The sequence below is a fragment of the Arthrobacter sp. THG-b23 genome, assembly GCF_059091265.1.
Map to the genome: position 1 here is coordinate 647425 of NZ_JBNHGM010000002.1, position 24684 is coordinate 672108.

The window sequence follows — 24684 nt, forward strand, 5'->3', positions numbered from 1 at the left end:
CCATGCTATCCGGTGCCGGAGTCGATACCCGCTTCTGTCAGGCGCGTCCGGGCAACCGTTTAAGTATCGGCCGCAGGAACTCCTGCAGCTCGTCGACCCGAAGCGCGCGCAGGAGCAGCAGGTAAACCGCTGCCATGACCAGTCCGACGACGGCGATGGTCACCATGGCGGTGACGATGGACTGCCACGCGAATCCGCCGGTAGCGTAACCGCCGAACAGCCACAGGACCCCTGCACCCACTAAACCCGAGCCCAGTCCGGCATACCCGAGGCGGATGTAGGTATCCACCACGCGGCCCGCGCCGTAGTCGCCCAGCCTGCGGCGGGCAAAGTAGTGGGCAAGTACCGCCGAGACCACGTGGAACACCGTGAACAGCAGCGCCAGCGCGTAGACCACCCAGGTGGGATCAATCAACCAGGCGATCAGCACGGCCAGCACCACCGAAGCGCCGGAGCAGATCGCCTGCATGATCAACGGCGTCCTGGCGTCTTCCTCCGCGTAGAACACGCGGCCCAGGAAGAAATAGATGCTCATGAAGGGCATGCCTGCCGCCAGGATGGCGAGGACTTGACCCATCGACGCAGCGGAGGCCGCCGCCGTCGGGCCCGATCCGGCAAACAGCCGGGCCAGCGGCCCGGCCAGCACGACCACAGCGGCCGACCCGAAGACGGTGGCGACACCGATGGTGCGCAGCCCCGAGTTCACGGTGTGCCGGACGTCGTCCACCGCACCGATGGATTGCTGGCGGGACAACTGGTTGAACAGCACCGTGGCCACCGAGAGGACGAAGACCGAATGCGGCAGCATGGCGATCAGCTGGGCGGTATTCAGGGCGTACTCGCCGGGGACCGAGGCGCCGGGCCCGGCCAGCTCGGCGCGCGCGGCCGTGGCGCCCGAGGCGATCGACCCGTAAAAGAGGTACGCGGTGTTCGCGATGACCATGGTGGCCAGGCTCCACAGCGCGACCTTTCCGGTGGCTGCGAAGCCCATGCCGCGCCAGCCGAGCTTGAGCTTCAGGCCCAGCCCCAGCCGTCCCAGTGGCCACAACAGGATGAGTGCCTGCAGCACGATGCCCAGCGTGGTGCCGCCGGCCAGCACCATCGTCTGGGAACTGGTCCAAAGCTCCGGGTTGTCCTTCGCGGGCAGGTAGCGGCCGTAGAGGGATATGTACAACCCCAGCGTTCCGATGGCGACGACGTTGTTCAGGGCAGGGGCCCACATGTACCAGCCGAACCGGCCGTGGGCGTTGAGCACCTGGCCTACGACGGCGTACAGCCCGTAGAAGAAGATCTGCGGCAGGCACCAGATGGCGAAGACGGTGCCCAGTTCCAGCATCACCGGGGTCCAGCCCCGGGTCAGGGCGGTGATGATCGGCGCGGCCAGCAGCGTCGCCAGCAGCGCGATCCCGGCCAGTACTAGCAGCGTCAGGCTCAGCAGGCGGCTGACGAAGTCCGCGCCGCCGTCGCTCTTCTGGCTGGCCTTGATGATCTGCGGCACCAGCACCACGTTGAACACCCCGCCCGCCAGCAGCAGGTAGATGATGTTCGGGATGGTGTTGGCCTTCTCGAAGATGTCGCCCATCGTCGTGTTGGCGCCGATCGCGACCGCCAGCAGGGCGGTGCGGACGAAGCCCAGGACGCGGGACACCATGGTCCCGGCCGCCATGATGGCACTGGACTTGGCTGTGCTGTGCTGCACGGTCGCACTGGGGGAGGGGGTCTGGGTCTCGGACATCGTCCTCTATGTTCTCACCTGAAACCGGGCGGATCGCCGGACCCGGCGTGCGGGCTCAAAGGTGCCCGGGCAGGACTTCCCGGGCCAGGTCCACGATCCGCCGCTCGTTGGGGAAGGACAGCTTTCGGCCCAGCTCCGCCAGCGGAACCCATGCCACGTCTACGGCCTCATGGTCCGGATCATTCTCGATGGTCAGCAGGCCGCCGGTGGCCTCGAGCAGGAAGTGGTGCACGGTCTTGTGGACCCGGTGGCCGCTGACGGTGAACCAGTAGTCGATGCTGCCCAGTGTGGCCAGCACGCGCCCCTTGATCCCTGTTTCTTCTTCGACTTCCCGGACGGCGGCCTCTTCGTTGGTCTCCCGGCCCTCGGGGTGGCCCTTCGGCAGGCACCACTCAAGCCGGCCGCCGCGGTTGAAGCGGGCGATGATCGCCACGTTCAGGTCCGGGGTCGACGTATCGACCACCACGCCGCCGGCCGATATCTCCTCCACCGTGGGCAGCGTATGGTGTCCGGGCGCGGCGCTGCCCACTGACGCTGTCAGCGGGGTGCGCTTCGGGGCGCTCGGAACCGGGTGTGCCATGCAGTCCACTCTAACGATTTTTGTAACGGCCCGATGATGCCGGGGCCGAGCCGCCGGGACTTTGTTAAACATCGCGCCCGGCATCTGGCACGCTTAAGTCACTATGGTTCACCTTTTTGGTTCGCAGTTCGCATCAGCTCCCGGTTCCAGCGTCCCGTCCCTGCCGTTGCCGGACGTTGTGATCGAACTGGGAGAACTGTTCGCGGCAGCGGGCCACGAACTCTCGCTGGTCGGCGGCCCCGTGCGCGACCTGTTCCTGGGCCGGGTCTCCCCGGACCTCGATTTCACGACCGACGCCGATCCCGATGCCACCATCGCCGTCGTCAAGAAGTGGGCGGACAAGTTCTGGGAGATCGGCCGCGATTTCGGGACCATCGGCCTGCGCAAGGGCCAGCACATGATCGAGGTGACCACCTACCGGGCCGAGGCCTACGACCCGGATTCCCGCAAGCCCGTGGTGGCGTTCGGAACGTCCCTGGAGGACGACCTGTTCCGCCGCGACTTCACCATGAACGCCATGGCCCTGCGGCTGCCGTCGCTGGAACTGGTGGATCCGCATGGCGGCGTCAAGGACCTCCACGCGGGGCTGCTGCGCACCCCGGGCGCGCCGTCGGCGTCGTTCTCCGATGATCCCCTCCGGATGATGCGTGCCGCACGGTTTGCCGCCCAGCTCAACGTCACCGTGGCACCCGAGGTGGAGGCCGCGATGACGGACATGGCCGGGCGGATCGAGATCATCTCCGCCGAACGCGTCCGCGACGAACTGACCAAGCTCATCAACGGCAAGGACCCGCGCGCCGGTGTGGACCTGCTGGTGGACACCGGCCTGGCGGATTACGTGCTGCCGGAGGTCGCGGCGCTGCGGCTGGAGATTGATGAGCACCACCGGCACAAGGACGTCTACCAGCATTCCCTCACCGTGTTGGAGCAGGCCTGTGCCCTGGAGACGGACGACGGCGGTGCGGTGCCGGGTCCGGACTTCGTCCTGCGGTTCGCGGCCCTGATGCACGACGTCGGCAAGCCGGCTACCCGCCGGTTCGAACCCTCGGGTGCGGTCAGCTTCCGCCACCACGATGTCGTGGGCTCCAAACTCACCGCCAAGCGGATGAAGAAGCTGCGCTTCGACAACGACACCATTAAGGCCGTGTCCCGGCTGGTCGAACTGCACATGCGTTTCTACGGCTACGGGGAGGCGGGGTGGACGGATTCGGCCGTCCGCCGCTACGTCAACGACGCCGGACCACTGCTGGAGCGGCTGCACCGGCTGACGCGCTCGGACGTGACCACGCGGAACAAGCGCAAGGCGGAGCGGCTCGCCTTTGCCTACGACGACCTGGAGCAGCGGATTGCCACGCTGAAGGAGCAGGAGGAACTGGAAGCGGTTCGTCCCGACCTGGACGGCGCCCAGATCATGGCGCTGCTCGGGATTGGGCCCGGCCCGCTGGTCGGCCGCGCCTACAAGTTCCTGCTGGAAGAGCGGCTGGAGAACGGTCCGGCGGTGCAGGAAGAGGCAGAAGCAAAACTGCTGGCCTGGTGGCGCGCGCAGCCGGAATACACGGAGCAGGCTTAGCCATGACTGTGGATGGTCCGCACGATTTTCCGGTGTTGTGGCTGATGCGCCACGGCGAAACCGAGTGGTCGCGCGACCACCGGTACACCGGGTTGGCCGACCTGGAGTTGACTCCGGCCGGCGTCCAGCAGGCCCGCGACGCCGCGGCGAAGCTGGCGGGAGTCCGTTTCCACACCGTTTTGACCTCCCCCTTGGTGCGGGCCCGCCGGACGGCCGAACTGGCCGGCTACCCGGATGCGGAGGTGGTGGCCGAGGCGCATGAATGGGATTACGGAGACTATGAAGGTCTTCAGAGCGCCTCCATCCGGGCCAAGGATCCCTCGTACCTCATCTGGACCCACGGCGTCCGCGGCGGCGAGTCCCTGCAAGAGGTGGCAGACCGGGCCGACCATGTAATCGCCAAGGTGCTGGACAGCACTGCCGGCTCTCCCTTCGACGGCCAGACTCCGGGGGGCGGCACCGCCCCCGCCGCTCCGCTTCCCACCCCTTCGCTTCCCACCTCTTCGTCCGAACCGCCGGGGCCCCGGCAGGTCTTGCTGGTGGCACACGGACATTTCCTCCGTGTGCTTGCCGCCCGCTGGCTTGGCCTGGAACCCGTCGCGGGCCGGCACTTTGTCCTGGAAACCGCTGCCGTCTGCCGGTTGGGCTGGGACAAGAAGACGCCCGCGATCGCAGGCTGGAACCTCTAACGGAGCATGGCCGGACGCCGCCAGTAGGTGAGGCAGCGCAGCAGCCACTCCAGCGGCCCGTACCGAAACCTCTTGACCCACCAGGCACTGGCCAGCAGTTGGGCCACAAAGAGGAGCGCCGCCACGCCGAGCACCGCGGGCGGGGCCAACCGGCCGGTCAACGCCAGCCCGAAGCCCGTGAAGACCAGGCCCATCAGCACGGACTGTCCCACGTAGTTGGTCAGCGCCAGGCGGCCGGCGGGGGCCAGCACGGTGCACAGGGCACGTCCGGCCGCAGTGCGGAAGGACAGCAGCAGCGCACCGACGTAACCGGCCGTCAGCAGCGGCGCCGTCAGCGTGGAAATGCCGAAGGCCACCACGGTCATGGCAGCACCGCCGACATAATGCTGTAGCCACGCCTGCAACGCAGAAGCCGCCAGCCCGGCCGGCAACGCCACGAAAGCCATGCGGCGGAGTGTGCGTTCTGCGATGCCGTGCTCAAAGAGCCGTCCTTTGGCACACGACATGCCGAGGTAGAACGCGCCGAGGGCAATCGGGCCCTGGAGGAGCACGGCGGTGGGCTGCGACAGCGGGTACAGCGACGCGTTCTGGGCCAGAACGTCGGCGGGAGAGCCGGCCAGCCCGAACGCCGGCGCAACCCCCGCGGCACTGCCGCCGTATGTCCCTACGGCTGCCGAGACCAGTCCCAGCAGAACAATGAAGACTCCCATGCAGCCGATGACTGTCACGCCGGCTGCGGCTGCGGCCGGCGCGGGAAGCGTCCGGGTGCAGAGCAGCACCAGGCCCAGCAGGCCATAGGCGAGCAGGATGTCCCCGTGGAACAGGAGCAGGCCGTGGAGCAGCCCGAGCACCACGAGGCCGGCTGCCCGGCGCACGGTCCTGATGACCACCGACTGGCCGTCCGCCACGGCGGAAGCCCACTGCAGGACGAAGCTGTAGCCGAACAGGAACGAGAACAGGATGTAGAACTTGGCCTCGAACAGGAGGCTGACCGCGAAGCGGACCGCGGTGTCCGCACCGGATTGGAACTCCGGACTCGAGCCGCCCGTAACGGCGTACGGGTCGGCGAAGTACCAGATGTTCACGCACAGGATGCCCAGCAGCGCGAAGGCCCGCAGGGCATCAAGTTCGTTGATGCGGGCCGGGGCCTTCGGGGCCACAGCTCCGTTCACAGGTCCTGGCGGAACTCCATTTTCCATGCCGTTGTCCCGTCGGGGGTGGGTGCTCGCATCCGGGTCCAGTCTAGGAACCCTGCCCGGCTTCTGGAACGGGCGATCATCCGGGGGCGCCGCCGGACGAGGCGAGAACCAGCGGGCCGTTGACAGGGGAAGCCCACCGGTCTAAAAGGGGGCGCCGGCGTCGTTGTACGGCGTGTCGCGGGCGACACGCCGGTACTGCGCGAAAAAGCGCAATAAGTTCCCCGGTCGGCTAGGCAGAAGCAGCAGCAATCGGGTACGTTGGACGAGTCCGATTGAACTTTCTCAATCAGGGGCTTCTACTCGGACACAATCTATTGGCGCTATCAGGAAAGGGAGGTGGGAATCGTGAATATAACCAAGACGCCGGGCGGAGTGTTTAACTCCTTCGCCGCGCTCCGACGACCCGCCTCCGCCATTTCTGCGCATTAGAACTTCGCTGATTGGGCCGGTTCAAGTCTTGATCCGCTGCCGTATGTCGATCACCGCTCTTTTCTAGCTCTCCCGCGCGGAGGCCTCACCTTCTGCCTTGAGGACTTCGCTATGAGCACCCTTACCGCATTCCCCGCTGCCGCTGTCGCGGACCCCGCTCCTGCTTCGAGCAAGGCCGGGGGTCCCGCGCCGGCACCGGAAATCCCGATGGATACCGCCATGCGTCCTGCCCGAACTCCAACCCAGTCCGGAGAAAATTCCGCCGATCCCAGAGAGGAACCCCTCATGAAACCGCTGGATGCAGCCGTATTGCCTGCACCGGAACGATCCATCCGCCCGCCCGAGCCAACGCAGGCCCGGGAAGGGGAGCGGCGCGGCCACGGCGAGGTGATCACCGCCGGAAGCCTGCGCGACCTGGACACCCGTCGCGACAGTCCCGGCGACGCCGGTGCCGATGCCGGGAGCCCGGGTTCCGCCGGGCCGGCGCCGGGCAGCCGGAAAGTTTCCGCAGAAGCGGGCATGCCGAACTACTTGGGCCGGCAGGAGGTGAATGCCATGATCCGCAAGCTCCGCCAAAGCGTCTCGCTGTGGAAACGAATACAGAACGTGTGTGTTGACGAACAGCGCTTGGAACAGGTGCGCGACGAATTGCTGTCGCACCGGCAGCTCATCCGCTGAGTTCCAGCCGGCAAGTGCAAATAAATACGCCGTCCTGTAGGGGACACATCCGCGAGGAGGATCCGATGAGTCGCATTGGACCCGATGTAGCTTCAGGCCCGCGCCCGGGTTGCTCCCAGGCGCGGGCCTCGGCCTTTAAGCACCTCCTCCGTAAGCATTTGTCGACGATTCAGTGCAGCGGTGTTTCATTGAAGGCCCCCGTCTCGAGGCAGCCCGGCAGCGCCATCCGAGCGACGCCTGACCGATGCCGCTCTAATGAAACGTTTTGCAACCGATCACTAAGTATGCTTATTGTGGTTTCATCGCAACCTGAGGAGGCAACATGATCGGTTTCATCATTGCAGGGCTGGTTATCGGCGCACTTGCCCGCCTTATCAAGCCCGGAAAGCAGAACCTAGGGCTCGTGGCCACGCTGCTGCTTGGCATAGTCGGAGCAGTCATTGGCGGTGTCATCGCGAACCTGCTGGGCACCGGCGACATCTTCGAGCTGAACGTGCTTGGATTCATCGTCGCCGTCATTGCTGCGGTACTTCTGATCGGTGTAGCAGAAAGCCTGTCCGGTCGTCGGGCTGTTCGCCGCTAACGGCTGCAAATAAACAGGAGATGGCCTGCCGCGTGATCATCGCGCGGCAGGCCATTTTTTGTTGCACGGACGAAGAGCCGGACGATTCAAGGCGGCGATTCGCATCATTGGTTCCAGCCGGCTCACCAGTCCTCGTTCTGCGGCTTCTCTTCTGTCCCGGCGAAGACCGGTGACGACGGCCTGCTCGGCTGATACGTTGGCTGTGGCGGCGCTGCCGCCTGTTTGGCTTATGCGAAGGAAGAAGGACGACGATGTCTGAACCGGCTCCGCTGACCGACCTGGAGATTGCCCGGCGCGCCACTTTGCGGCCCATCACCGACATTGCCGACGCCGCGGGCATCCCGGCGGAAGCCCTCGAGTTCTATGGCAGCTACAAGGCCAAAGTTGATCCCGCCAAACTGGGGGAGGGCCACCAGGAACCGCGCGGCCAGGTGGTTCTGGTGACCGCTATGTCGCCCACGCCTGCCGGTGAAGGCAAATCCACGCTTACGGTGGGCCTGGCGGACGCCCTGGCCAGGGCCGGGCACAAGACCATGGTGGCCATCCGTGAACCGTCCCTCGGCCCGATCCTGGGCATGAAGGGCGGGGCAACCGGCGGCGGCTATTCGCAGGTGCTCCCGATGGATGACATCAACCTGCACTTCACCGGAGACTTCCACGCCATCACCTCGGCGAACAACGCGTTGATGGCGCTGGTGGACAACCATATCTACCAGGGCAACGCGCTGGGCATCGACCCCCGCAGGCTGACGTTCCGGCGGGTGCTGGACATGAACGACCGGGCGTTGCGACAGGTAGTGATCGGACTGGGCGGGCCGACGCAGGGAGTGCCGCGGGAAGCGGGCTTTGATATCACCGTCGCCTCCGAGGTCATGGCGGTCTTCTGCCTCTCGTCCGACCTCGCCGACCTGAAGGCCCGGCTGTCCCGGATTACCGTCGGCTACACCTACGACCGCAAGCCGGTCACCGTGGCAGACCTGGGCGTGCAGGGCGCGCTTGCCATGCTGCTCAAAGACGCGATCAAGCCGAACCTGGTCCAGACCATCGCCGGAACGCCCGCCTTTGTGCACGGCGGCCCGTTCGCCAACATCGCCCACGGCTGCAACTCGCTGCTGGCCACGCAGACCGCCCGCCGGCTCGCCGACGTCGTGGTTACCGAAGCCGGGTTCGGGTCCGATCTTGGCGCCGAGAAGTTCATGGACATCAAGGCGCGCGCCGGCGGTTTCGCCCCGTCCGCCATCGTGGTGCTGGCCACTATCCGGGCGCTGAAAATGCACGGCGGCATCCCGAAGGAGCAGCTGAAGGAACCGAACCTGGACGCCGTGCAAGCCGGCATCGCCAATCTTGAGCGTCACGTGGACAACGCACTCAAATTCGGACTCACGCCCGTGGTGGGCATCAACAAGTTCACCACCGACAGCCCGGAAGAACTCGACTGGGTGATGGACTGGTGCCGGCAGAAGGGTGTTGAAGCGGCTATTGCCGATGTCTGGGGCCAGGGCGGCGGCGGCCCCGGCGGCGATGCGTTGGCCGCGAAGGTGGCGGACGTCCTTCAGCAGCCGCAGTCGTTCTCCCCGTTGTACGACCTGGACCTGACCGTGGAGAAAAAGATCGAGACGATCGCCCAGCAAATCTACGGGGCGGACCACGTGGAGTTCACCAGCCCGGCCCGCAAGCGGCTGGCCGAAATCGAGGCGAACGGGTGGGGCAAGCTTCCGGTGTGCATGGCCAAGACGCAGTATTCCTTCACGGACAACCCCTCGGTCCTGGGCGCCCCGAGCGGATTCAGCATCACCGTGCGGGACCTGATCCCGAAGACCGGGGCGGGCTTCATCGTGGCGCTGACCGGCGACGTCATGACCATGCCGGGCCTGCCGAAGGAACCTGCGGCCGGCCGAATGGACGTGGACGACGACGGCGTCATCACCGGACTCTTCTAGCCCCTGTGCCGCTTCGGCTGGGTACTGCAGCTCGGGCCCGGGACGGCAGCGTCGGCTTGCTACGGCCGCTTCGGCCTAGAACAACCGCCGCAGCACCGGAATCCGCAACGCAACCAGGGTCAGGGCGAAGGAGCAGGCCGTGGCCACGGAGAACTTCAGGAACAAGAGCGGCAGCGTCGGATCGCGGTCCGGGAAGACGTGGAAGCTCAGCCACGTCAGGAACAGGTAGTGGCACAGGAACACGCCGAATGAGGCGTTGGACAGCTGGACGAGCATCCGGCCCAGCCAGCCCGGCGGCTGCCACCCGGCCAGCAGGTGGTACACCGAGGCAAAGATGCACAACGCTGCCGCGGTGACACCGAGCCCCACGTAGCTGGACGGCGTGATGATGTTGAGCAGCGGCGTGGAATCCTGGTTGATCCAGTGCCAGATGTTGAAAACGGACAGCACGACGGCGGCGCCCCCCGCCGCGGCGACCGCACCGCGCGGGAGGCGCACCTGGGTGAGCACCCAACCGGCCATGAAGTATCCCAGGTAAGGAAACCACTGGGTCAGGATGTTCCAGGGGTACTGCCAGCCCCACTCGTACTGGATGCTGGCGGCCTGGAGGCTGAACAGCGCCAGCGTCAGGACCAGCACGCCGCCGGTCGCGGCGGCCGCCCGTCGTAACGTTACCCGCTGCAGGTAGCGGGCAAGCGGCGGTGCCACCAGGTACAGGCCCAGGATCAGCCACAGGAAGTACAGGTGCGGGTACACGTGGGTGTCGAAGACGGACACCAGCACGGCGACCGGTTCGAGTTCGCGTCCGAGCATCAGGTGGCTGCCAAGGAAGATGTAGGCCAGGTGCCAGGCCACGAGGGCGGGCAGCAGCCGCAGGGCGCGTTTGCGGTAGAACGCGATGGCGCCTTCCGCGTGCGTCCGCGGCGCCAGCACCAGCGCGCCGGAGATGACCACGAAGACCGGCACCACGCAGATGAAGGCAATGTCGATGATCGCCGCCCAGATCCAGTCCGGTTGGTGGCGGCGGTCATCGTCGCCGGCCAGTTCACCGAAGGAGTGAATGGCAACCACGCCGACGATGCTGACAATGCGCAGGATGTCCAGCGCGTAGTTGCGGCGGGGGAGGGGGGTCGGTCCTCCGAGCTTCCCGGCGGGGGACAGGGAGGGGACGGCCATGAGCCCAATCTACCCGGAAGCCGCCGCCTGCTGGCAAAAGAAGAACCGGGGCCGGGCCTCAACGGACCGGCCCCGGTTCTTAGGGCGTCTTAGCGGTCGGAGTCGCCGCGGATGAAGGCTTCGACCTTCGCGCGGGCGGTGTCGTCGTCGTACTGTTCCGGCGGAGATTTCATGAAGTAGCTGGAAGCCGAGAGGATCGGCCCGCCGACGCCGCGGTCCAGGGCGATCTTGGCGGCACGGATGGCGTCGATGATCACGCCGGCCGAGTTGGGGGAGTCCCAGACCTCGAGCTTGTATTCAAGGGAGACCGGGGCGTCGCCGAAGTTGCGGCCTTCGAGGCGGACGAACGCCCACTTGCGGTCATCCAGCCAGGACACGTAGTCCGAGGGGCCGATGTGCACGTCGTCGTCGCCGAGCACGGCCGAAGTGTTGGAGGTGACGGCCTGGGTCTTGGAGATCTTCTTGGACTCCAGGCGCTCGCGCTCGAGCATGTTCTTGAAGTCCATGTTGCCGCCGACGTTCAGCTGGTAGGTCCGGTCCAGCACCACGCCGCGGTCTTCGAACAGCTTGGCCATCACGCGGTGGGTGATGGTGGCACCGATCTGGCTCTTGATGTCGTCGCCGACGATCGGAACCCCGGCCGCGGTGAATTTGTCGGCCCATTCCTGGGTGCCGGCGATGAAGACCGGAAGTGCGTTAACAAAGGCGACGCCGGCGTCGATGGCGCACTGCGCGTAGAACTTGGCGGCCTTCTCGGAGCCGACCGGCAGGTAGCAGACCATGACGTCTACCTTGGCCTTGCGCAAAGCAGCGACCATGTCCACGGGCTCGTAGTCGGACTCCACGATGGTCTCGCGGTAGTACTTGCCCAGGCCGTCCAGGGTGTGCCCGCGCTGGACCTTGACGCCCGTAGCGGGAACATCGGCGATCTTGATGGTGTTGTTCTCGCTGGCGCCGATCGCGTCAGCCAGATCCAGGCCCACCTTCTTGCCGTCGACGTCGAATGCGGCAACGAACTCCACGTCGTCGACGTGGTAGGCGCCGAACTTGACGTGCATCAGGCCGGGGATCGTTGCGCTCGGGTCGGCGCCACGATAGTAGTGGACGCCCTGGACCAGCGAGGCCGCACAGTTTCCAACACCGACGATCGCTACCCGGATGGGGTTCTCTGCCACGGTTCTCCTTCGAAACACTTCTGTATGGCCGCCGCGCCGATGGCGGGCAGCCTATCCAGTCTACGCCGTGTTTCAACACATCAGCGGGTTTGTCCATTCCCGGGCAGGTACGCGGAGTGGTTTGGGCGCTCAGGCGGGCTGTCGCCGGGCGTTGCGCAGCCGGCGCACCAGCCTCAGTGCCGGCGCGGGCAGGACGGTGCGCAGCCTGGCGCGCAGCTTGCGGCGTTGCACCGCGGCCAGGCGCTCCGGATCGGTCGCCAGCTTTCCGGCCCTGGCGCGCCCCGCGAAGCTGGCCAGCAATTCGTCCAGCCGCACCGACTGGGCGTGGAAGTAGTTGTCCCGCAGCCAGCGCGGGTCGGGGTGCCCGAATCGGCCGGCCACCAGGTCCTGCAGGTTGCCGACCAGGCCGGAACCGTCGAACACCTTGTTCAACATCTGCTCGGAGAGTCCAAAGTCGTCCAGGATGAGCACCGGCAGGCCGGCGTCGAGCGCCTCCAGGGCGGCGGTGGAGCTGACGGTCACCATGGCCGCTCCCGGGGTGAGCTGTTCCGACATGGGGCCCGTGCAGAACTGCAGTTCGTGCCCGGCCACCGCGCGCGCCGCGACCAGGTCCGACCACAACTGGTCGAACGGGTACTGCTCCGTGTGCGTCTGCGGCTCGCCCGCCCAGGCCCGCAGCTTCACCCGCACGGACAGCTCCGGCCGCCGCCTGGCCAACGCCGCGAGGGCCTGCAGGATGGCGACCCGCTGCTCGCGCTCCACCGGGACTTTCGCCTGCGGCGCGAACACCACCGAGGCCAGCGGCTTATGCTGCTGCTCCGGACGGCCGGGCGAGGCCAGGAACGGCAGCCGCGAAACCAGGATCCGCTGGGGCAGCCCCATGGCGTCGGCCAAGTCGCTGAACGCCCGGCACTCGGCGTGGCTGTGGGTGATGAACGCGTCGCCGAGCGCCCGGTAGTTCAGCGCCTTGCGGGTCGCGGGGAAGGCGACGCCGGGCAGCGCGGACACCAGGGCCGGCCGCTGCGGCATCCGGGACGCCTGGGTGAAGATTTCCTCCACAATGGGTCCGGTGGCTGCTGCCAGCACGACGTCGGCGCCGGCCAGCGCGGCCCGCAAGCCGGAGGCGGGGATCACCCGCGGCGCCTTGCCGGCCAGGAACGTCCCGGCGGTAGCAGCCTGGGTCTGCTCCAGTGTCGGAAGGATGGGGGAGCGCACCAGCAGCACCTCGCGCTCCCACCCGGCACCGACGGCCTCCAGCGTGGCGCAGGCGAACTTCAGGTAGGAGTCGCTGTCGGCAATTGCCAACAGACGGAACGGCTGAATCGGGTGGCGCCCGGCGGCCGCGGGTGTAGCGGCTTGCCGCGGATCCGCCGTCACCGATTGCCTCCGTGGCCCAGGGAGCTGCTCAAGTGCCGGCGCAGTTCTTCGGTTGTCTCGGGCAGCCACCAGTCGTCCGGTACCGGCTGCCCCTTCAGCGGTACGCCGGAAGGGGCAAGGATCAGGCGCAGCGAGGCCAGCACCGTGGACGGCAGGGCGCGGACTACCTGCCCGGGCCGGAGGCCGCGCAGGCGCATTTCCACCGGAATGGTGTGTTGCTTGACGCGGATCAGCGGATGCTCCGCCAAGACGCTAAGCAGTTCCAGTTGTTCACGGCGGTGCGGGAAATACGCCACCGGTCCGTCGTCGGTCAGCGACCGCACCCAGTCCAGGTATGGCTCCGCCCGGATCAGTCCGTCGGCGGGCATGGCCGAACCGACCACAATCGTCGGTTCGCTGATGTTCTCGGTGACAGGCTGGGTGCCCAGCCACTCGAAACGGTGCCGTTCCAAATGCCCGCCGAGGGCCCGGAACTTCTTCTCCACTGCCGGCTGAACGGCCAATGCCGTGAACACCAGCAGCCGGCCCTGGCTGGCCATCCGGCGCAGGGTCCACCAGGTGGCCAGGCCCAGCGCCTTGCGGCGGGTGGTCGGCACGGCCCGCGGTCGGATCAGCGGGACGGGTCGCACGCTGACCAGCATGTGCAGCAGGCTCAGCGTCGCCAGGCCGTCGTCCACGATAACCAGTTCGTCCGCGCCGACGCCGCGCAACAGTTCCGCTTGGACCTTGCCGGAGTAGGCGTCGCCGGTGACCCAGCGGTCGAGCTTTTTGTTGCGCACGGCAGGGAGGGCGGCCGACGGCGGCGCGAACCGGACGCCGCTCGGCACCTGTTCCATCAGAGACTGCAGGGTGCTGTCCATGCCTACGGCATCGCTGCGGGGGTAGATGAGCGTTTCCTGACCCAGCAGGCCGGCACCGTGTGCCTCGACCGCGCTGAGCAACTGCAAGGGGGACTCGGCCCAGACGGCAGCCCGGCCGAAGCGCGGGCGCACCAGTTCGCTCCGGCGCCCCCGCTGCGTCTTGGACCCGACGGGCCGACCGGTCGGACGGCCGTCCGCCGCCGCTCCAAGCTGGGAAAGGAAGTCCGCGGTGATCGCTGTTTCCGTCATCGCGCCTGCCTCACGAGGCAACCCGTGGCCGGAGTTTGCGGACCGCTCGCCGGCCCATCCGCCCGACTTTGGCCAGCGGATGGGCGGCCACGGCCGGCGGCAATCCGCCCGGCAGCTGAAGCTTGGTCAGCCGCCGCCGCTTGAAGTAGCGCATGTGGGGTCCGTCCTGGATGTGGTGCAGATAAGTCTCCGCACTCCGGCGGCCTGCTGCCAGCGTATCGGCCTGCATGCAGTAGGAGACGGCCTCGACCAGTTGCTGCAGGCGGCCGGCAGGTGGAGTGTCTGCCGCCTCCTGGTCCGGGGCTTGGAAGTTCCGTTCCAGGATCGCGTCGATGATGGTGACCGGCACGCGGTTGCTGTTTTCGTACGGAGTCAGCCGCTCCAGCAGCAGCTCCGTTCCCACCGCCGCCGCTTCGATGTCGAACAGGTACTTGGCGGTCATGAGGGCGGTGGAGAAACAGCTGACCACCAACTGCGGCTGCAGACGCTGCATCACCACTTCCGCGGGTAGCGAAGACTCCAGGATATCCAGCTGTACGCCGAGGTCCCCGGCCGCCGACTGGACGGAGCGCACGGCTCCCGGGCCGGCGCTGGGATGGGGTTTGAAGATGCAGTGCCGCAGCCCCCGTTCCACGGCCTTTTCGATCATCCGGCGGTGCAGCGCCACTTCTTCCTCGGCCGACAGGATTCCGAGTTCGGCCAGGTACTGGCCCAGCAGCAGCGCGCTTCCAGCGGCGGCCTCCGGTTTGGACACCGGAAGCACCATGGGCGGCACCGACCGGTTCAACTCCTCCATGGCGCGGCGCAGGGAGGCCGGATCCACCGGCAGCAGCTTGGGGTCATGCTCGCGCAACAACTGCGGGCGCAGCCCCGGGACAAGGTCCACATACAGCAGGGAGTCGAGCCGCTGGGCCACGGCCATCGGGACAGGGTTGCGCGTGGGGCCGTAGCTCATCAGGCCGTCCGAATGTACCGAGACGGCGGCCCGGGCGAAGGTCCGGGCCAGGGCAACCGCAGGGTTGACCTGGATGGACTCGACGTAAAGATGGACCGGGGCGTCGCCCAGATCCCATTCCGAGCGCAGCAGCTTTTGCCACAGATCCAGGTCTTGTTCGCGCGGATTGAACTGCCCCGGCCGCCGGGGCCAGAGCAGCTTGCCGAGGTCCACCACGCGGTCGAACCTGCGGGCGGCTTCGGTGAAGCCCGGCGACTCGTGGAACGGGACGGTGATCTCCGGAATCATCGCGTTGTTGGTCAACACGAGGATGCGTTCGGCGCCGGTTTCGGGCACGGTCCCGTCGTCCACGGCCGCGGCAAGCGAGACGACCTGGTAGAGGGTTGATACGACGAAGAGTTCTTTCACTTCACTGTTCCGATCGCTGTTGCCAGCTTCTGACGCCGGTTCTTGTCCAGGGCCGCCAAACAGCCGCTGACCGCGGGGGCCGGAAGGCTGGCGACGGCAGCGCGGATCCCGGACGTTAGTTCCCGGCGGACAGCTTTGGACATCGAGTCCGACCGATCGAGATGATGGCAGGCGATGGCCAAGAATTGCCGGATCGCTTTCGGCCGAAAACGGTCTGCCTCGCGGTCTGCGGCCACCAGTCGAAAGACCTCGGCGTAGCTGCGCAGGAAGTCCAACTGCCTGCGGTCGAATATCTGGCTTAAGGACGTCGCGACGCCGCGGCGATAGAAAGCGCCCAACTGGTCCGAAACCGCGTAGGAGGTTGCCTCCAGATGCAGGCGCCAAATCCACGGACGGTCCTCGGCGGTGTGCAGGCCGTCCACAAAGTGCAGCAGCCCGGCGTCCTTTAGCGCGCCGTCGAAGATGCCGAAGGGAGCGAACGGATAGTCCACCATGCTTGAGGCGTCGACGGGTCCGATGTCCTGGCGGGGGTCGAGGGCAACGCCGCGCACTGCCTGCGGCGCGCGATGGATGGTCCGGATTCCATTGGCGTGCCGGACGTGGTCCACGCGCAGGAAGTCCACCCCCAGCTCCATGATCTCGGCGGTGATGCGTGACAGGTGGCCGGGCGCGTACCAGTCATCCGGGTCGAAGAAGGCGATGTAGCGTCCGGTGGAGGCGTCCAGTCCTTTGTTGCGGGCTGCGGCCAGGCCGGTCGCGGCGTCGTTGCGGAGGATGCGCAGGCCGGGGAGCCGGCCGGTGAAGGCGGCGGCCAGCTCCCCGGTACCGTCGGTGGAACCGTCATCGACGACGATGATTTCCATGACCGAGGGATCATCGAACTGGCGGGTCAGGCTGGTCATCGCGTCGCGGATGAAAGGGGCCTGGTCTTTCGCCGGGATGATGACGCTCAGTAATGGCTGGTTCATGACGTGTGGTTAGCCGTCCACCCGGCGCAGGCGGGACAGCGGTGCCAGTTCGCCCGGGAAGACGCGCTTGACGCCGTCGCCCATGGCCTCTTCCAGAATCCGGATGTCGCGGATCAGCGCCTCGAAGCCCTTGGGCTCCAGCGAGGACGCCTGGTCCGATCCCCACATGGTCCGGTCCAGGGTGATGTGTCGTTCCACCGTCACGGCGCCCAGGGCCACGGCGGCCAGCGAGATCTGCAGGCCGCGTTCGTGCCCGGAGTAGCCGACCGGCACCTGGTAACGCTCCTGCAGGGTGGTGATCATCCGCAGGTTCGCCTCTTCCGGCGGCAGCGGGTAGGTGGAGGTGGCGTGCATCAGGATCAGCTTGTCCGTGCCCAGAACCTCCACGGCCTTGTCGATCTGCTCGATCGTGGACATGCCGGTGGAAAGGATCACCGGCTTGCCGGTCTCGCGCAGCGCGGTGAGCAGTTCAAGGTCGGTCACGGAGGCGGAGGCGACCTTGTGGGTCAGCGCGCCGGCTTCCTCCATGAACGCGACCGAGGGCACGTCCCACGGCGAGGCGAAGCAGTGCAGGCCCCGGTCGGCGGCGTGGGAGATCAGCTTCTGGTAGATCGGCATGTCGAACTCAACGCGGTACCGGTAGTCCAGGTAGGTCATCTCGCCCCACGGGGTGGAGCGCATCTTGTCCCGCATGTCCGCGGGGGTGGAGATCTCCGGGGTGCGCTTCTGGAACTTCACCGCGTTCGCGCCGGCCTCGGCGGCGACGTCGATCAGCTGCTTGGCGATTTCGATGTCACCGTTGTGGTTGATGCCGATCTCGCCGATCACGTAAACCGGCTGGCCGGCCCCGACCTGCACGTCGCCGATCGCGACGGGCGCCGGGGAACCGGCGGGAACATTGGCGGAAACGGTAGCTTCGGTAGTCATCAGTGCACTCTTTCTGTTGTTGCTGCTGTGGTGGCTTGTTGCCGGCGGCGCTCGTCGGCGGCACCGCTGTGGGCGGCGAGGATGAGTTCGCAGATTTCGCGGACCGCACCTTCGCCGCCGTGATGCTGCAGCACGGTCCGTGCCGCAGCCTTGACCTCGGCGCGGGCGTCGCCCACGGCCACCGGCCAACCAACGACGCCCATGGCGGGCAGGTCGTTGACGTCGTTGCCCACGTAGGCAACCCGGTCGGGATCCAGCCGGTTCGCGGCCATCCACTGGCGGACCGCTCCGGCCTTGTCCGAGACGTCCTGGAGGACGTCGATGCCGAGCTTCCCGGCCCGGGCGCTGACCACCTTGTTGCGTTCGGTGGACAAAATCAGTTGCGGAATGCCGGTGCTGCGCAGCCGGGCGATTCCCATGCCGTCCTCGCGGCTGACGCGGACAAACTCTTCGCCCTCGGCATTCACGAAGGCGTGGTCGTCGGTGTGGACGCCGTCGAAGTCCATGACCAGGGCGTCCACGTCGACCGCGCCGGCCACCGGGGCGCCCGCCCGGCTCGCCAGTGCCCGGACCACGTCGAGGTCTTCCAGCGAGTCGATTTCGACGGCCTGCCCGGCGGGCACTTCCTGCAGCTTCAACCGGCCGAAGAAACGGTGCCCGCGTTCGAGGAAACCCTCGGTGCGCATGGCGTAGAACGCCCCTGTCTCGCGGTACTGCGGCCGGCGGTCCTGGCGGCGGGGCCGCACGTCGGCGCTGTGCCCGACGGCGGTGACGGCACCGTCGTCGTCAAGCGACCAATGGAACGCGTGGCTCTCCGTGACGGAGAAGGCGACGTCGGCGCGGTCCTCCAGCACGTGCAGGACGGCCCGGTCCAGGTGCTCCGGTTCAATGAACGGCGAGGTGCACTGCAGCAGGACGGTGACCGCCGGCCGCCGGGGCAGCGCGGCGAGCACGTGCAGCACGGCGGATTCGCTGGTGGCGGTGTCCCCGGAAAGCTCCGCGGGGCGGATGACGACGCGGGCGCCGCATCGTTCGGCTTCGGCCGCGATGTCCGGATGGTCGGTGCTGACGACGACGTCGGTCACCGACGGGGCCGCCAAGGCACTGTCGATTGCGCGCGCCACGAGGCTTTGCCCGGCCACCGGCGACAGGTTCTTGAACGGGATCCCCTTGGAACCGCCGCGGGCCGGGATGACGACCAGGACTTCCCGGGGGTCTTTGTAACTCATTGGAGTCACGCTAGGAAGCACCGGTAACGGCCGGGGGTGGACCAGGTTACGGGAAGGCGTGCAACAGCGGACGAAATGGGTAACCTGCCGCACGGACCCGGCTCTGCGGCCGATGGTGCCGCCGACAGTAGTCTTGAACCATGCCCGGGTTTCGCTCTTCGCGCCGCACGCCGCTGCGCATAGTGGTGCCCAGCCGTAACGACCCGCTCCTGAGGCAGTTCACCGAAATGGTGGGCGGACCGTTGGGCCGGCACAGCGCCCCGGGCCTGGTCTCGCCCGGATTTTTCACCGTGGAGCGGGTGCTGATCATCTTGACCACGCTCGCCGCGCTGCTTTCCGTTCTGGTCAAGACGCCGTGCCGGCTGGCCGGGTGGGAGTTGCCGGACTATTTCTACATGGGCTGCTATTCGGACTGGCCGGTGCTGTTCGAGTCCCGCGGCCTGGCCGAGGGTGTGATGCCGTTCGTCACGGCGGGAAGTTCCTTCGAGTACCCCGTGTTGCTGGGACTGGTGGCCGGGGCGACGGCGTGGCTGGTTCCCGGGGAGGGCGCGTCCCCGGAACGGTCCCTGGCGTATTTCGATATCAACGCCACCTTGGTGGCCGTGGTTTGGCTGGTCACCGTCATCGCGACGGCGCGGATGAGCCACCGGCGGCCCTGGGACGCGGCGATGGTGGCGCTGGCACCGGGCATTGTGCTCGCCGGGACGATCAACTGGGACCTCTGGGCCGCAATGCTGGCGGCCCTGGCGATGCTCGCCTTCGCACGGCGCCGCCCGGGCCTGGCCGGGGTGCTCATCGCCCTCGGCGCCGCGCTCAAGTTGTACCCGGTGCTGATCTTCGGGCCCATCCTGCTGCTGGCGGTGCGGACCGGCAGGTACCGGCCCCTGGTCCGGTCCGCCCTGGCGGCGGCCGCGACCTGGCTGGCGGTCAATCTTCCGTTCATGCTGCGGGACTTCGACGGCTGGTTCCACTTCCTCGACTACAGCCGGCAGCGCGAAGCCGGTCATTCGTCGATCTGGTACGCCTACAACCTGACGGCGCAACGGCAGCAGCTGCCCGTCCTCAGCCCCGAATTCATCAACGCCGCCTCCTTCCTCCTGTTTGCGGCCGCCTGCGCGGGCATCGCGCTCCTGGCGTTGGCGGCGCCGAGGCGCCCGCGGATGGCGTCGCTGGTTTTCCTGGTCGTGGCGGCCTTCGTGCTCACCAACAAGGTCTACTCGCCGCAATTCGTGGTGTGGCTGGTCCCGCTGGCCGTACTCGCCCATCCCCGGTGGCGCGACTTCCTGATCTGGCAGTTCTTCGAGGCGATGCACTGGTGGGCCACCTGGATGCATCTGGGCCAGGTGACGAGCGGCGGCGAAGCGGCACGCAACCTGGACGCCCCGTACTACGTACTCGCCGTACTAGCGCATATTGCAGCAACGGCATACATAGCGGGGAAGGTGGTGCGTGCCATCTGGCTGCCGGGGCATGATCCGGTCCGCCGCGTGGGCACCGACGACCCGCAGGGCGGGGAGTACAACGGGGCGCCGGACAAGTTCACCCTGCCGCTTCCGGACCGCGCCCGAGGCAGCAGTGCAGGTTCGGCGGCCGCCACGGCGAACGGGCAGACCGAATATGCTTCGCCCGGCATGGAAGCCGCGCGGCGGCCTTCGACCTGGCGGGGCATTGCCGGTGAGGGTGCGCAGGCCACAAGGTGGAAGCAACAGCGGGAAGGAGATCCAACGTGACGGATGTAGCGGTAGTCGGCGCCGGGCCGAACGGGTTGGCCGCGGCCGTCATCATGGCGCGCGCGGGCCTCGGCGTCACAGTCTTCGAAGCGGCAGCCACGCCCGGCGGCGGCTCGCGCACGGTGGAACTGATGGAGCCGGGCCACTGGCACGACGTCTGCTCCGCGGTACATCCGATGGCCGCGGCCTCGCCGTTTTTCCGGGACTTCGGGCTGGACCAGCGGATCGAACTGCTGGTGCCGGACGTCTCCTACGGCCAGGTGATCCACGGGGCCGCCGCGGCGGTGGCCCATCGCGACCTTAACCGGACCGTGGACGGGCTGGGGGCCGACGGCGGCGCGTACCGGCAGCTGATGGAGCCGCTCGTCGCCCGGACCGACGCGCTGCTCGAGTTCACCATGGACCAGCTCCTCCAAGTGCCCTCGAGCCCGGTCACGGCCTTCCGATACGGGCTCCGTGCCCTGGAGCAGGGCTCACCCGCCTGGAACCTGCGCTTTAAGGAACAGTTCGCACCGGCGCTGCTGACCGGCGTCGCCGCACACACGACCGGCGGGGTGCGCCGCCTCTCGTCCGCGGGTGCGGGGCTGATGCTCGGCGCGCTCGCCCATGCCGTTGGCTTCCCCCTGCCCGCCCGGGGATCCCAGGCCATCATCGACGCCTTGGTCGAGGATCTGCAGGCCCACGGCGGCCGGCTGGAGACCGGGCACCGGGTCTCCTCGCTCGCCGAGCTGACCGACGCCGAGGCAGTGATGCTGGATACCTCGCCCACCGAGCTGCTGCGGCTGGCCGGCGGCCGGCTCCCGTCCCGCTATGCGCGCGCCCTGCAGCGCTTCCGCTACGGACCCGGGGCGGCCAAGGTGGACTACATCCTGTCCGGGCCGGTTCCGTGGAACCATCCGGACCTGCGCCGGGCCGGCACCGTGCATCTGGGCGGCACGCGGGAACAGATGGCAGCCTCCGAGCGGGACATCGCCCGCGGCCGGCACTCGGAGGATCCGGTGATCCTGACCGCGCAGCCCGCCGTGGTCGATCCGTCCCGCGCGCCCGCGGGGCGCCACGTGCTCTGGACCTATTGCCACGTTCCGGGCGGTTCCACCCGGGACATGGAGCCGGTCATCACCGCTGCGCTGGAGCGTGCCGCCCCCGGCTTTACCGACCTCGTGGTGGATTCGGCCAGCATGTCCGCGGCCGACTACGAGGCCTACAATCCCAACTACGTCGGCGGCGACTTCGGGACCGGGGCCGTCAGCCTCCCGCAGCTCGCGGCGCGTCCGGTGCTGAGCCGGAAGCCCTGGCAGACCCCGCTGCACGGCGTCTATTTGTGCTCGGCCGGGACGCCGCCCGGCCCGGGCGTGCACGGCATGGCCGGCTACCGCGCCGCCGAACTGGCTCTGCGGGAGCAATTCGGGCTGGCTGTCCCGTCCCTGAGTCCGTAAGCCATGGCTCAGCGGGCGGTGCCAGTGGAAGATGGTCCCATGGATCCTGTCGCGGCCTTGAACGAAATCGCCTTCTGGCTGGAGCGCGAACTCGCCCCCACGTACAAAGTGCAGGCGTTCCGGAGGGCAGCTGCGGTCGCCGGCGGGTTGGATCCCGGCGAACTCGCCGAGCGGGCGCGCACCGGCCGGCTGAAGAGCATGAAAGGGATCGGTTCCAGCACCTTCGTGGTGATCCAGCAGGCGGTCGACGGCGAGGTCCCCGACTATCTGGCGAAGGTGCGGGAGCGCGCCGCCGCACCCCTGGCCGAGGGAGGCCACGAGCTGCACCAGGCCCTGCGCGGCGATCTGCACAGCCACAGCGACTGGTCCGACGGCGGCTCGCCGCCGGAAGCCATGGCCGATGCCGCCCGCTGGCTCGGCCGCGACTACCTCGCCCTGACCGACCACTCGCCGAACCTCACGGTTGCCAATGGCCTGAGTGCGGAGCGGCTGGTTAGGCAGCTTGAGCTGGTCGAGGAGCTCAACGCCGGAGCGGACGGCTTCCGGGTGCTGACCGGGATTGAAGCCGACATCCTGGAGAGCGGCGAACTGGACCAGTCGCCGGAGATGCTCGACCGGCTGGATGTGGTGGTCGCCAGCGTGCATTCCAAGTTGAGGTCGGACCGGGGCACCATGACCCGCAGGATGCTCGGCGCCATCGAGAACCCGCGCACCAACGTGCTGGGCCACTGCACGGGGCGGCTGGTCAAGGGATCACGGGGAACGCGCCCGCAGTCGGAGTTCGACGCCGGGCGCGTGTTCGCCGCCTGCGCGGAGAACAACGTTGCGGTCGAAATCAACTCCCGACCCGAGCGGCAGGACCCTCCGGACGAGCTCATCCAGCTGGCCCTCGACGCCGGCTGCCTGTTCAGCATCGACAGCGACGCCCACGCGCCCGGTCAGCTCGACTTCCTCCACTACGGCGCCGAACGGGCGGCCGCAAACGGCGTCCCGGCCGAACGGATCATCACTACCTGGCCGGTGGAGCGCCTGCTCGAGTGGTGCCGCGAGGGCCGGTAGCCCCTGCTCGAGTGGACCCGGGCGGCCGGCACCCCGCCCTGCTGTCAACCGATTCCGCCGCCCTTGCGGAATCGGATCGCAGGCCCGCCGGCGCCGAGCCCGAGTAACGATCAGAGCGCCCGAAATTCGGCGATCATTCGGTTATGGTCCTGAAGTATGCTGAACAGTTTTTCGAAGGCGGCCGTGGCGGCGCTGGTCATGCTGCTGATGGCCTCCTGCGGGCTGCAGGTGCCTGCGGATCCGGAAGGAACGTTGAACCGCATCACCGGCGGAACCCTCAGAGTGGGTGTCTCGCACAACCCGCCCTGGACGTCAGTGCGGGACGGCGAGGACCCGGCAGGGTCGGAGGCAGACTTGGTGAAGCAATTCGCTGCTGCCCGTGGAGCAACCGTTGAATGGACAACTGCCGGCGAGGAATCCCTGATGGGGCAGCTCGAACGCGGCGAGCTGGACCTCGTCATCGGAGGCCTGACGAAAAAATCGCCGTGGTCGGACAAAGCCGCCCTGACCCAGCCCTACGCCGAGGGCCAGGCCCCCGACGGAGGAAAAGAGAAATACGTCATGGCGTCGAGGATGGGCGAAAACGCCTTCCTGCGGGAACTGGAAAAGTTTCTTCTCGATCGGAAGGGACAGGGATGAATACCAAATTCGGCCGCACCGAGCTGCCCGATCAGCAGGAAAAGGCCCTCCGGCGGGCAATCAGGATCCAGTGGATCACCATCGCCGTCCTGGCAGTGTCGGTCACCCTGGTCTTTCTGGTCATGGGCAATTCACAGGCGATGAAGGCGGCCTGGATCGAAGACATGCTCTCCTTCGCCCCACCCATCGCGTTCCTGCTGGCCATGAAAATCATCAACCGGCCGCCCACCAGGAAATACCCCTACGGATACCACCGGTCAACCGGGATCGCGCATCTTGTGGCGGCGGTGGCGCTCTGCACCATGGGCGCGTTCCTGGTGATTGACTCCGGCATGGGCCTGCTGAAAGGGGAGCATCCGCCCATCGGATCGGTCCAGCTGCTGGGCCACACCATCTGGCTCGGGTGGCTCATGATCGCCGTCATGGCAGCGACTGCCGTACCGCCGGTACTGCTGGGCCGGGCCAAAGAAAAACTCGCCGAGCAACTGCACGACAAAGTCCTCTATGCCGATGCGGACATGAACAAGGCGGACTGGATGACGGCCGCCGGCTCCATCGTCGGGGTCGCGGGCATCGGGGTCGGGCTTTGGTGGGCCGACGCCGCCGCCGCGCTGTTCATCGCCGGAGGAATTCTGCGCGACGGCTACAAAAACATGCGAGGCTCCGTCACCGACCTGATGGACACCCGGGCCACCACCTACGATGACTCGGAGCCCCACCCGCTGATCGAACGCATCGATGATTATCTGCGCCAACTGGAATGGGTCGAACAAGCCGGCTCGCGTGTCCGCGACCAGGGCCACGTGCTGCACGTTGAAGCCTTCGTCGTCCCCCGCAACGGCCGCGTCCCTTCGGTCGATGTCCTCGAAGAGGCCAGAGACGGTTGCATCGATCTGCATTGGATGATCCACGACCTGGTCCTGGTGCCCGTCTCCGAACTGCCCGAGGAAGCGGGCGGAGCATCCGAGCGCCAGTCCGAAAGGAACCTCTGAACGCTCCCCGCGCGCCACGCAGCAACCGTATATCGTGCAAAGAGGGCTGCCATCGGAGCCCAACAACATCACGACGGCGGTGCACGGCTGCCGCAAGGAGG

Annotated in this window: 21 protein-coding genes; 10 read left to right on the forward strand and 11 right to left on the reverse strand. The window is 67.4% G+C overall.

What is annotated here, in order from left to right; all coding sequences use genetic code 11:
- Window positions 1-37 precede the first annotated feature (37 nt).
- Together murJ and AC5RVD_RS06715 are read right to left on the reverse strand one after the other, a co-directional pair.
- Complete coding sequence (gene murJ / locus AC5RVD_RS06710; protein ID WP_494126432.1) at window positions 38-1735, reverse strand: murein biosynthesis integral membrane protein MurJ; 1698 nt, start codon at window positions 1733-1735, stop codon at window positions 38-40.
- Window positions 1736-1790: 55 nt separating this feature from the next.
- Complete coding sequence (locus tag AC5RVD_RS06715; protein ID WP_494126433.1) at window positions 1791-2315, reverse strand: NUDIX hydrolase; 525 nt, start codon at window positions 2313-2315, stop codon at window positions 1791-1793.
- A gap of 103 nt (window positions 2316-2418) precedes the next feature.
- Between AC5RVD_RS06715 and AC5RVD_RS06720 the strand changes: the two genes are divergently transcribed.
- Window positions 2419-3885, forward strand: coding sequence for a CCA tRNA nucleotidyltransferase (locus AC5RVD_RS06720; RefSeq protein ID WP_494126434.1), 1467 nt, complete (start codon window positions 2419-2421; stop codon window positions 3883-3885).
- A 2-nt stretch (window positions 3886-3887) separates the two neighbouring features.
- Entirely contained in the window at window positions 3888-4574 is a 687-nt protein-coding gene (locus AC5RVD_RS06725; RefSeq protein ID WP_494126435.1) for a histidine phosphatase family protein, read from the forward strand.
- Here the strand turns inward: AC5RVD_RS06725 and AC5RVD_RS06730 are convergent.
- Window positions 4571-5746: a DUF418 domain-containing protein gene (locus AC5RVD_RS06730; protein ID WP_494126436.1), complete on the reverse strand. Its 1176-nt coding sequence runs from the start codon at window positions 5744-5746 to the stop codon at window positions 4571-4573. The two genes, AC5RVD_RS06725 and AC5RVD_RS06730, sit on opposite strands and share 4 nt — an antisense overlap.
- Before the next feature lie 741 nt (window positions 5747-6487).
- On the opposite strand from AC5RVD_RS06730, the gene AC5RVD_RS06735 reads away from it, so the two are divergent.
- The 3 genes from AC5RVD_RS06735 to AC5RVD_RS06745 all read left to right on the forward strand — a co-directional run bounded on the left by AC5RVD_RS06735 (window position 6488) and on the right by AC5RVD_RS06745 (window position 9403).
- Window positions 6488-6880, forward strand: a complete 393-nt coding sequence (locus tag AC5RVD_RS06735; RefSeq protein WP_494126437.1) for a hypothetical protein — start codon at window positions 6488-6490, stop codon at window positions 6878-6880.
- A gap of 322 nt (window positions 6881-7202) precedes the next feature.
- On the forward strand, window positions 7203-7463 hold the full coding sequence (locus AC5RVD_RS06740) for a GlsB/YeaQ/YmgE family stress response membrane protein (RefSeq protein ID WP_494065357.1): 261 nt from the start codon (window positions 7203-7205) through the stop codon (window positions 7461-7463).
- Between the two features lie 251 nt (window positions 7464-7714).
- Entirely contained in the window at window positions 7715-9403 is a 1689-nt protein-coding gene (locus AC5RVD_RS06745; protein WP_494126438.1) for a formate--tetrahydrofolate ligase, read from the forward strand.
- Window positions 9404-9478: 75 nt separating this feature from the next.
- On the opposite strand, the gene AC5RVD_RS06750 is transcribed toward AC5RVD_RS06745, so the two are convergent.
- The 8 genes from AC5RVD_RS06750 to AC5RVD_RS06785 form a co-directional block, all read right to left on the reverse strand.
- The gene (locus tag AC5RVD_RS06750; RefSeq protein ID WP_494126439.1) at window positions 9479-10579 is read right to left on the reverse strand and encodes an acyltransferase; all 1101 of its coding nucleotides are present in this window, start codon (window positions 10577-10579) and stop codon (window positions 9479-9481) included.
- Between the two features lie 89 nt (window positions 10580-10668).
- Window positions 10669-11754, reverse strand: coding sequence for an inositol-3-phosphate synthase (locus AC5RVD_RS06755; RefSeq protein WP_494113578.1), 1086 nt, complete (start codon window positions 11752-11754; stop codon window positions 10669-10671).
- Between the two features lie 129 nt (window positions 11755-11883).
- Window positions 11884-13059: a DUF6716 putative glycosyltransferase gene (locus AC5RVD_RS06760; RefSeq protein WP_494126440.1), complete on the reverse strand. Its 1176-nt coding sequence runs from the start codon at window positions 13057-13059 to the stop codon at window positions 11884-11886.
- Between the two features lie 68 nt (window positions 13060-13127).
- Complete coding sequence (locus tag AC5RVD_RS06765) at window positions 13128-14240, reverse strand: hypothetical protein (protein WP_494126441.1); 1113 nt, start codon at window positions 14238-14240, stop codon at window positions 13128-13130.
- A gap of 10 nt (window positions 14241-14250) precedes the next feature.
- Window positions 14251-15603, reverse strand: coding sequence for a polysialyltransferase family glycosyltransferase (locus AC5RVD_RS06770; protein ID WP_494126442.1), 1353 nt, complete (start codon window positions 15601-15603; stop codon window positions 14251-14253).
- Entirely contained in the window at window positions 15600-16571 is a 972-nt protein-coding gene (locus tag AC5RVD_RS06775; RefSeq protein ID WP_494126443.1) for a glycosyltransferase, read from the reverse strand. The genes AC5RVD_RS06770 and AC5RVD_RS06775 overlap by 4 nt, the downstream gene beginning before the upstream one ends.
- A gap of 9 nt (window positions 16572-16580) precedes the next feature.
- Window positions 16581-17498, reverse strand: a complete 918-nt coding sequence (locus tag AC5RVD_RS06780) for an N-acetylneuraminate synthase family protein (protein ID WP_494107057.1) — start codon at window positions 17496-17498, stop codon at window positions 16581-16583.
- Window positions 17498-18727: a cytidylyltransferase domain-containing protein gene (locus AC5RVD_RS06785; protein WP_494126444.1), complete on the reverse strand. Its 1230-nt coding sequence runs from the start codon at window positions 18725-18727 to the stop codon at window positions 17498-17500. The genes AC5RVD_RS06780 and AC5RVD_RS06785 overlap by 1 nt, the downstream gene beginning before the upstream one ends.
- Before the next feature lie 140 nt (window positions 18728-18867).
- Here AC5RVD_RS06785 and AC5RVD_RS06790 point away from each other — a divergent pair, with 140 nt between their 5' ends.
- The 5 genes from AC5RVD_RS06790 (at window position 18868) to AC5RVD_RS06810 (ending at window position 24583) form a co-directional block, all read left to right on the forward strand.
- The gene (locus AC5RVD_RS06790; protein WP_494126445.1) at window positions 18868-20457 is read left to right on the forward strand and encodes a glycosyltransferase family 87 protein; all 1590 of its coding nucleotides are present in this window, start codon (window positions 18868-18870) and stop codon (window positions 20455-20457) included.
- Window positions 20454-21893: a phytoene desaturase family protein gene (locus AC5RVD_RS06795; RefSeq protein ID WP_494126446.1), complete on the forward strand. Its 1440-nt coding sequence runs from the start codon at window positions 20454-20456 to the stop codon at window positions 21891-21893. Before AC5RVD_RS06790 ends, AC5RVD_RS06795 begins: the two co-directional genes overlap by 4 nt.
- A gap of 39 nt (window positions 21894-21932) precedes the next feature.
- Window positions 21933-22952: a PHP domain-containing protein gene (locus tag AC5RVD_RS06800; RefSeq protein WP_494126447.1), complete on the forward strand. Its 1020-nt coding sequence runs from the start codon at window positions 21933-21935 to the stop codon at window positions 22950-22952.
- A gap of 156 nt (window positions 22953-23108) precedes the next feature.
- Complete coding sequence (locus AC5RVD_RS06805; protein ID WP_494126448.1) at window positions 23109-23591, forward strand: transporter substrate-binding domain-containing protein; 483 nt, start codon at window positions 23109-23111, stop codon at window positions 23589-23591.
- On the forward strand, window positions 23588-24583 hold the full coding sequence (locus AC5RVD_RS06810; RefSeq protein WP_494126449.1) for a cation diffusion facilitator family transporter: 996 nt from the start codon (window positions 23588-23590) through the stop codon (window positions 24581-24583). Before AC5RVD_RS06805 ends, AC5RVD_RS06810 begins: the two co-directional genes overlap by 4 nt.
- Window positions 24584-24684 lie beyond the last annotated feature (101 nt).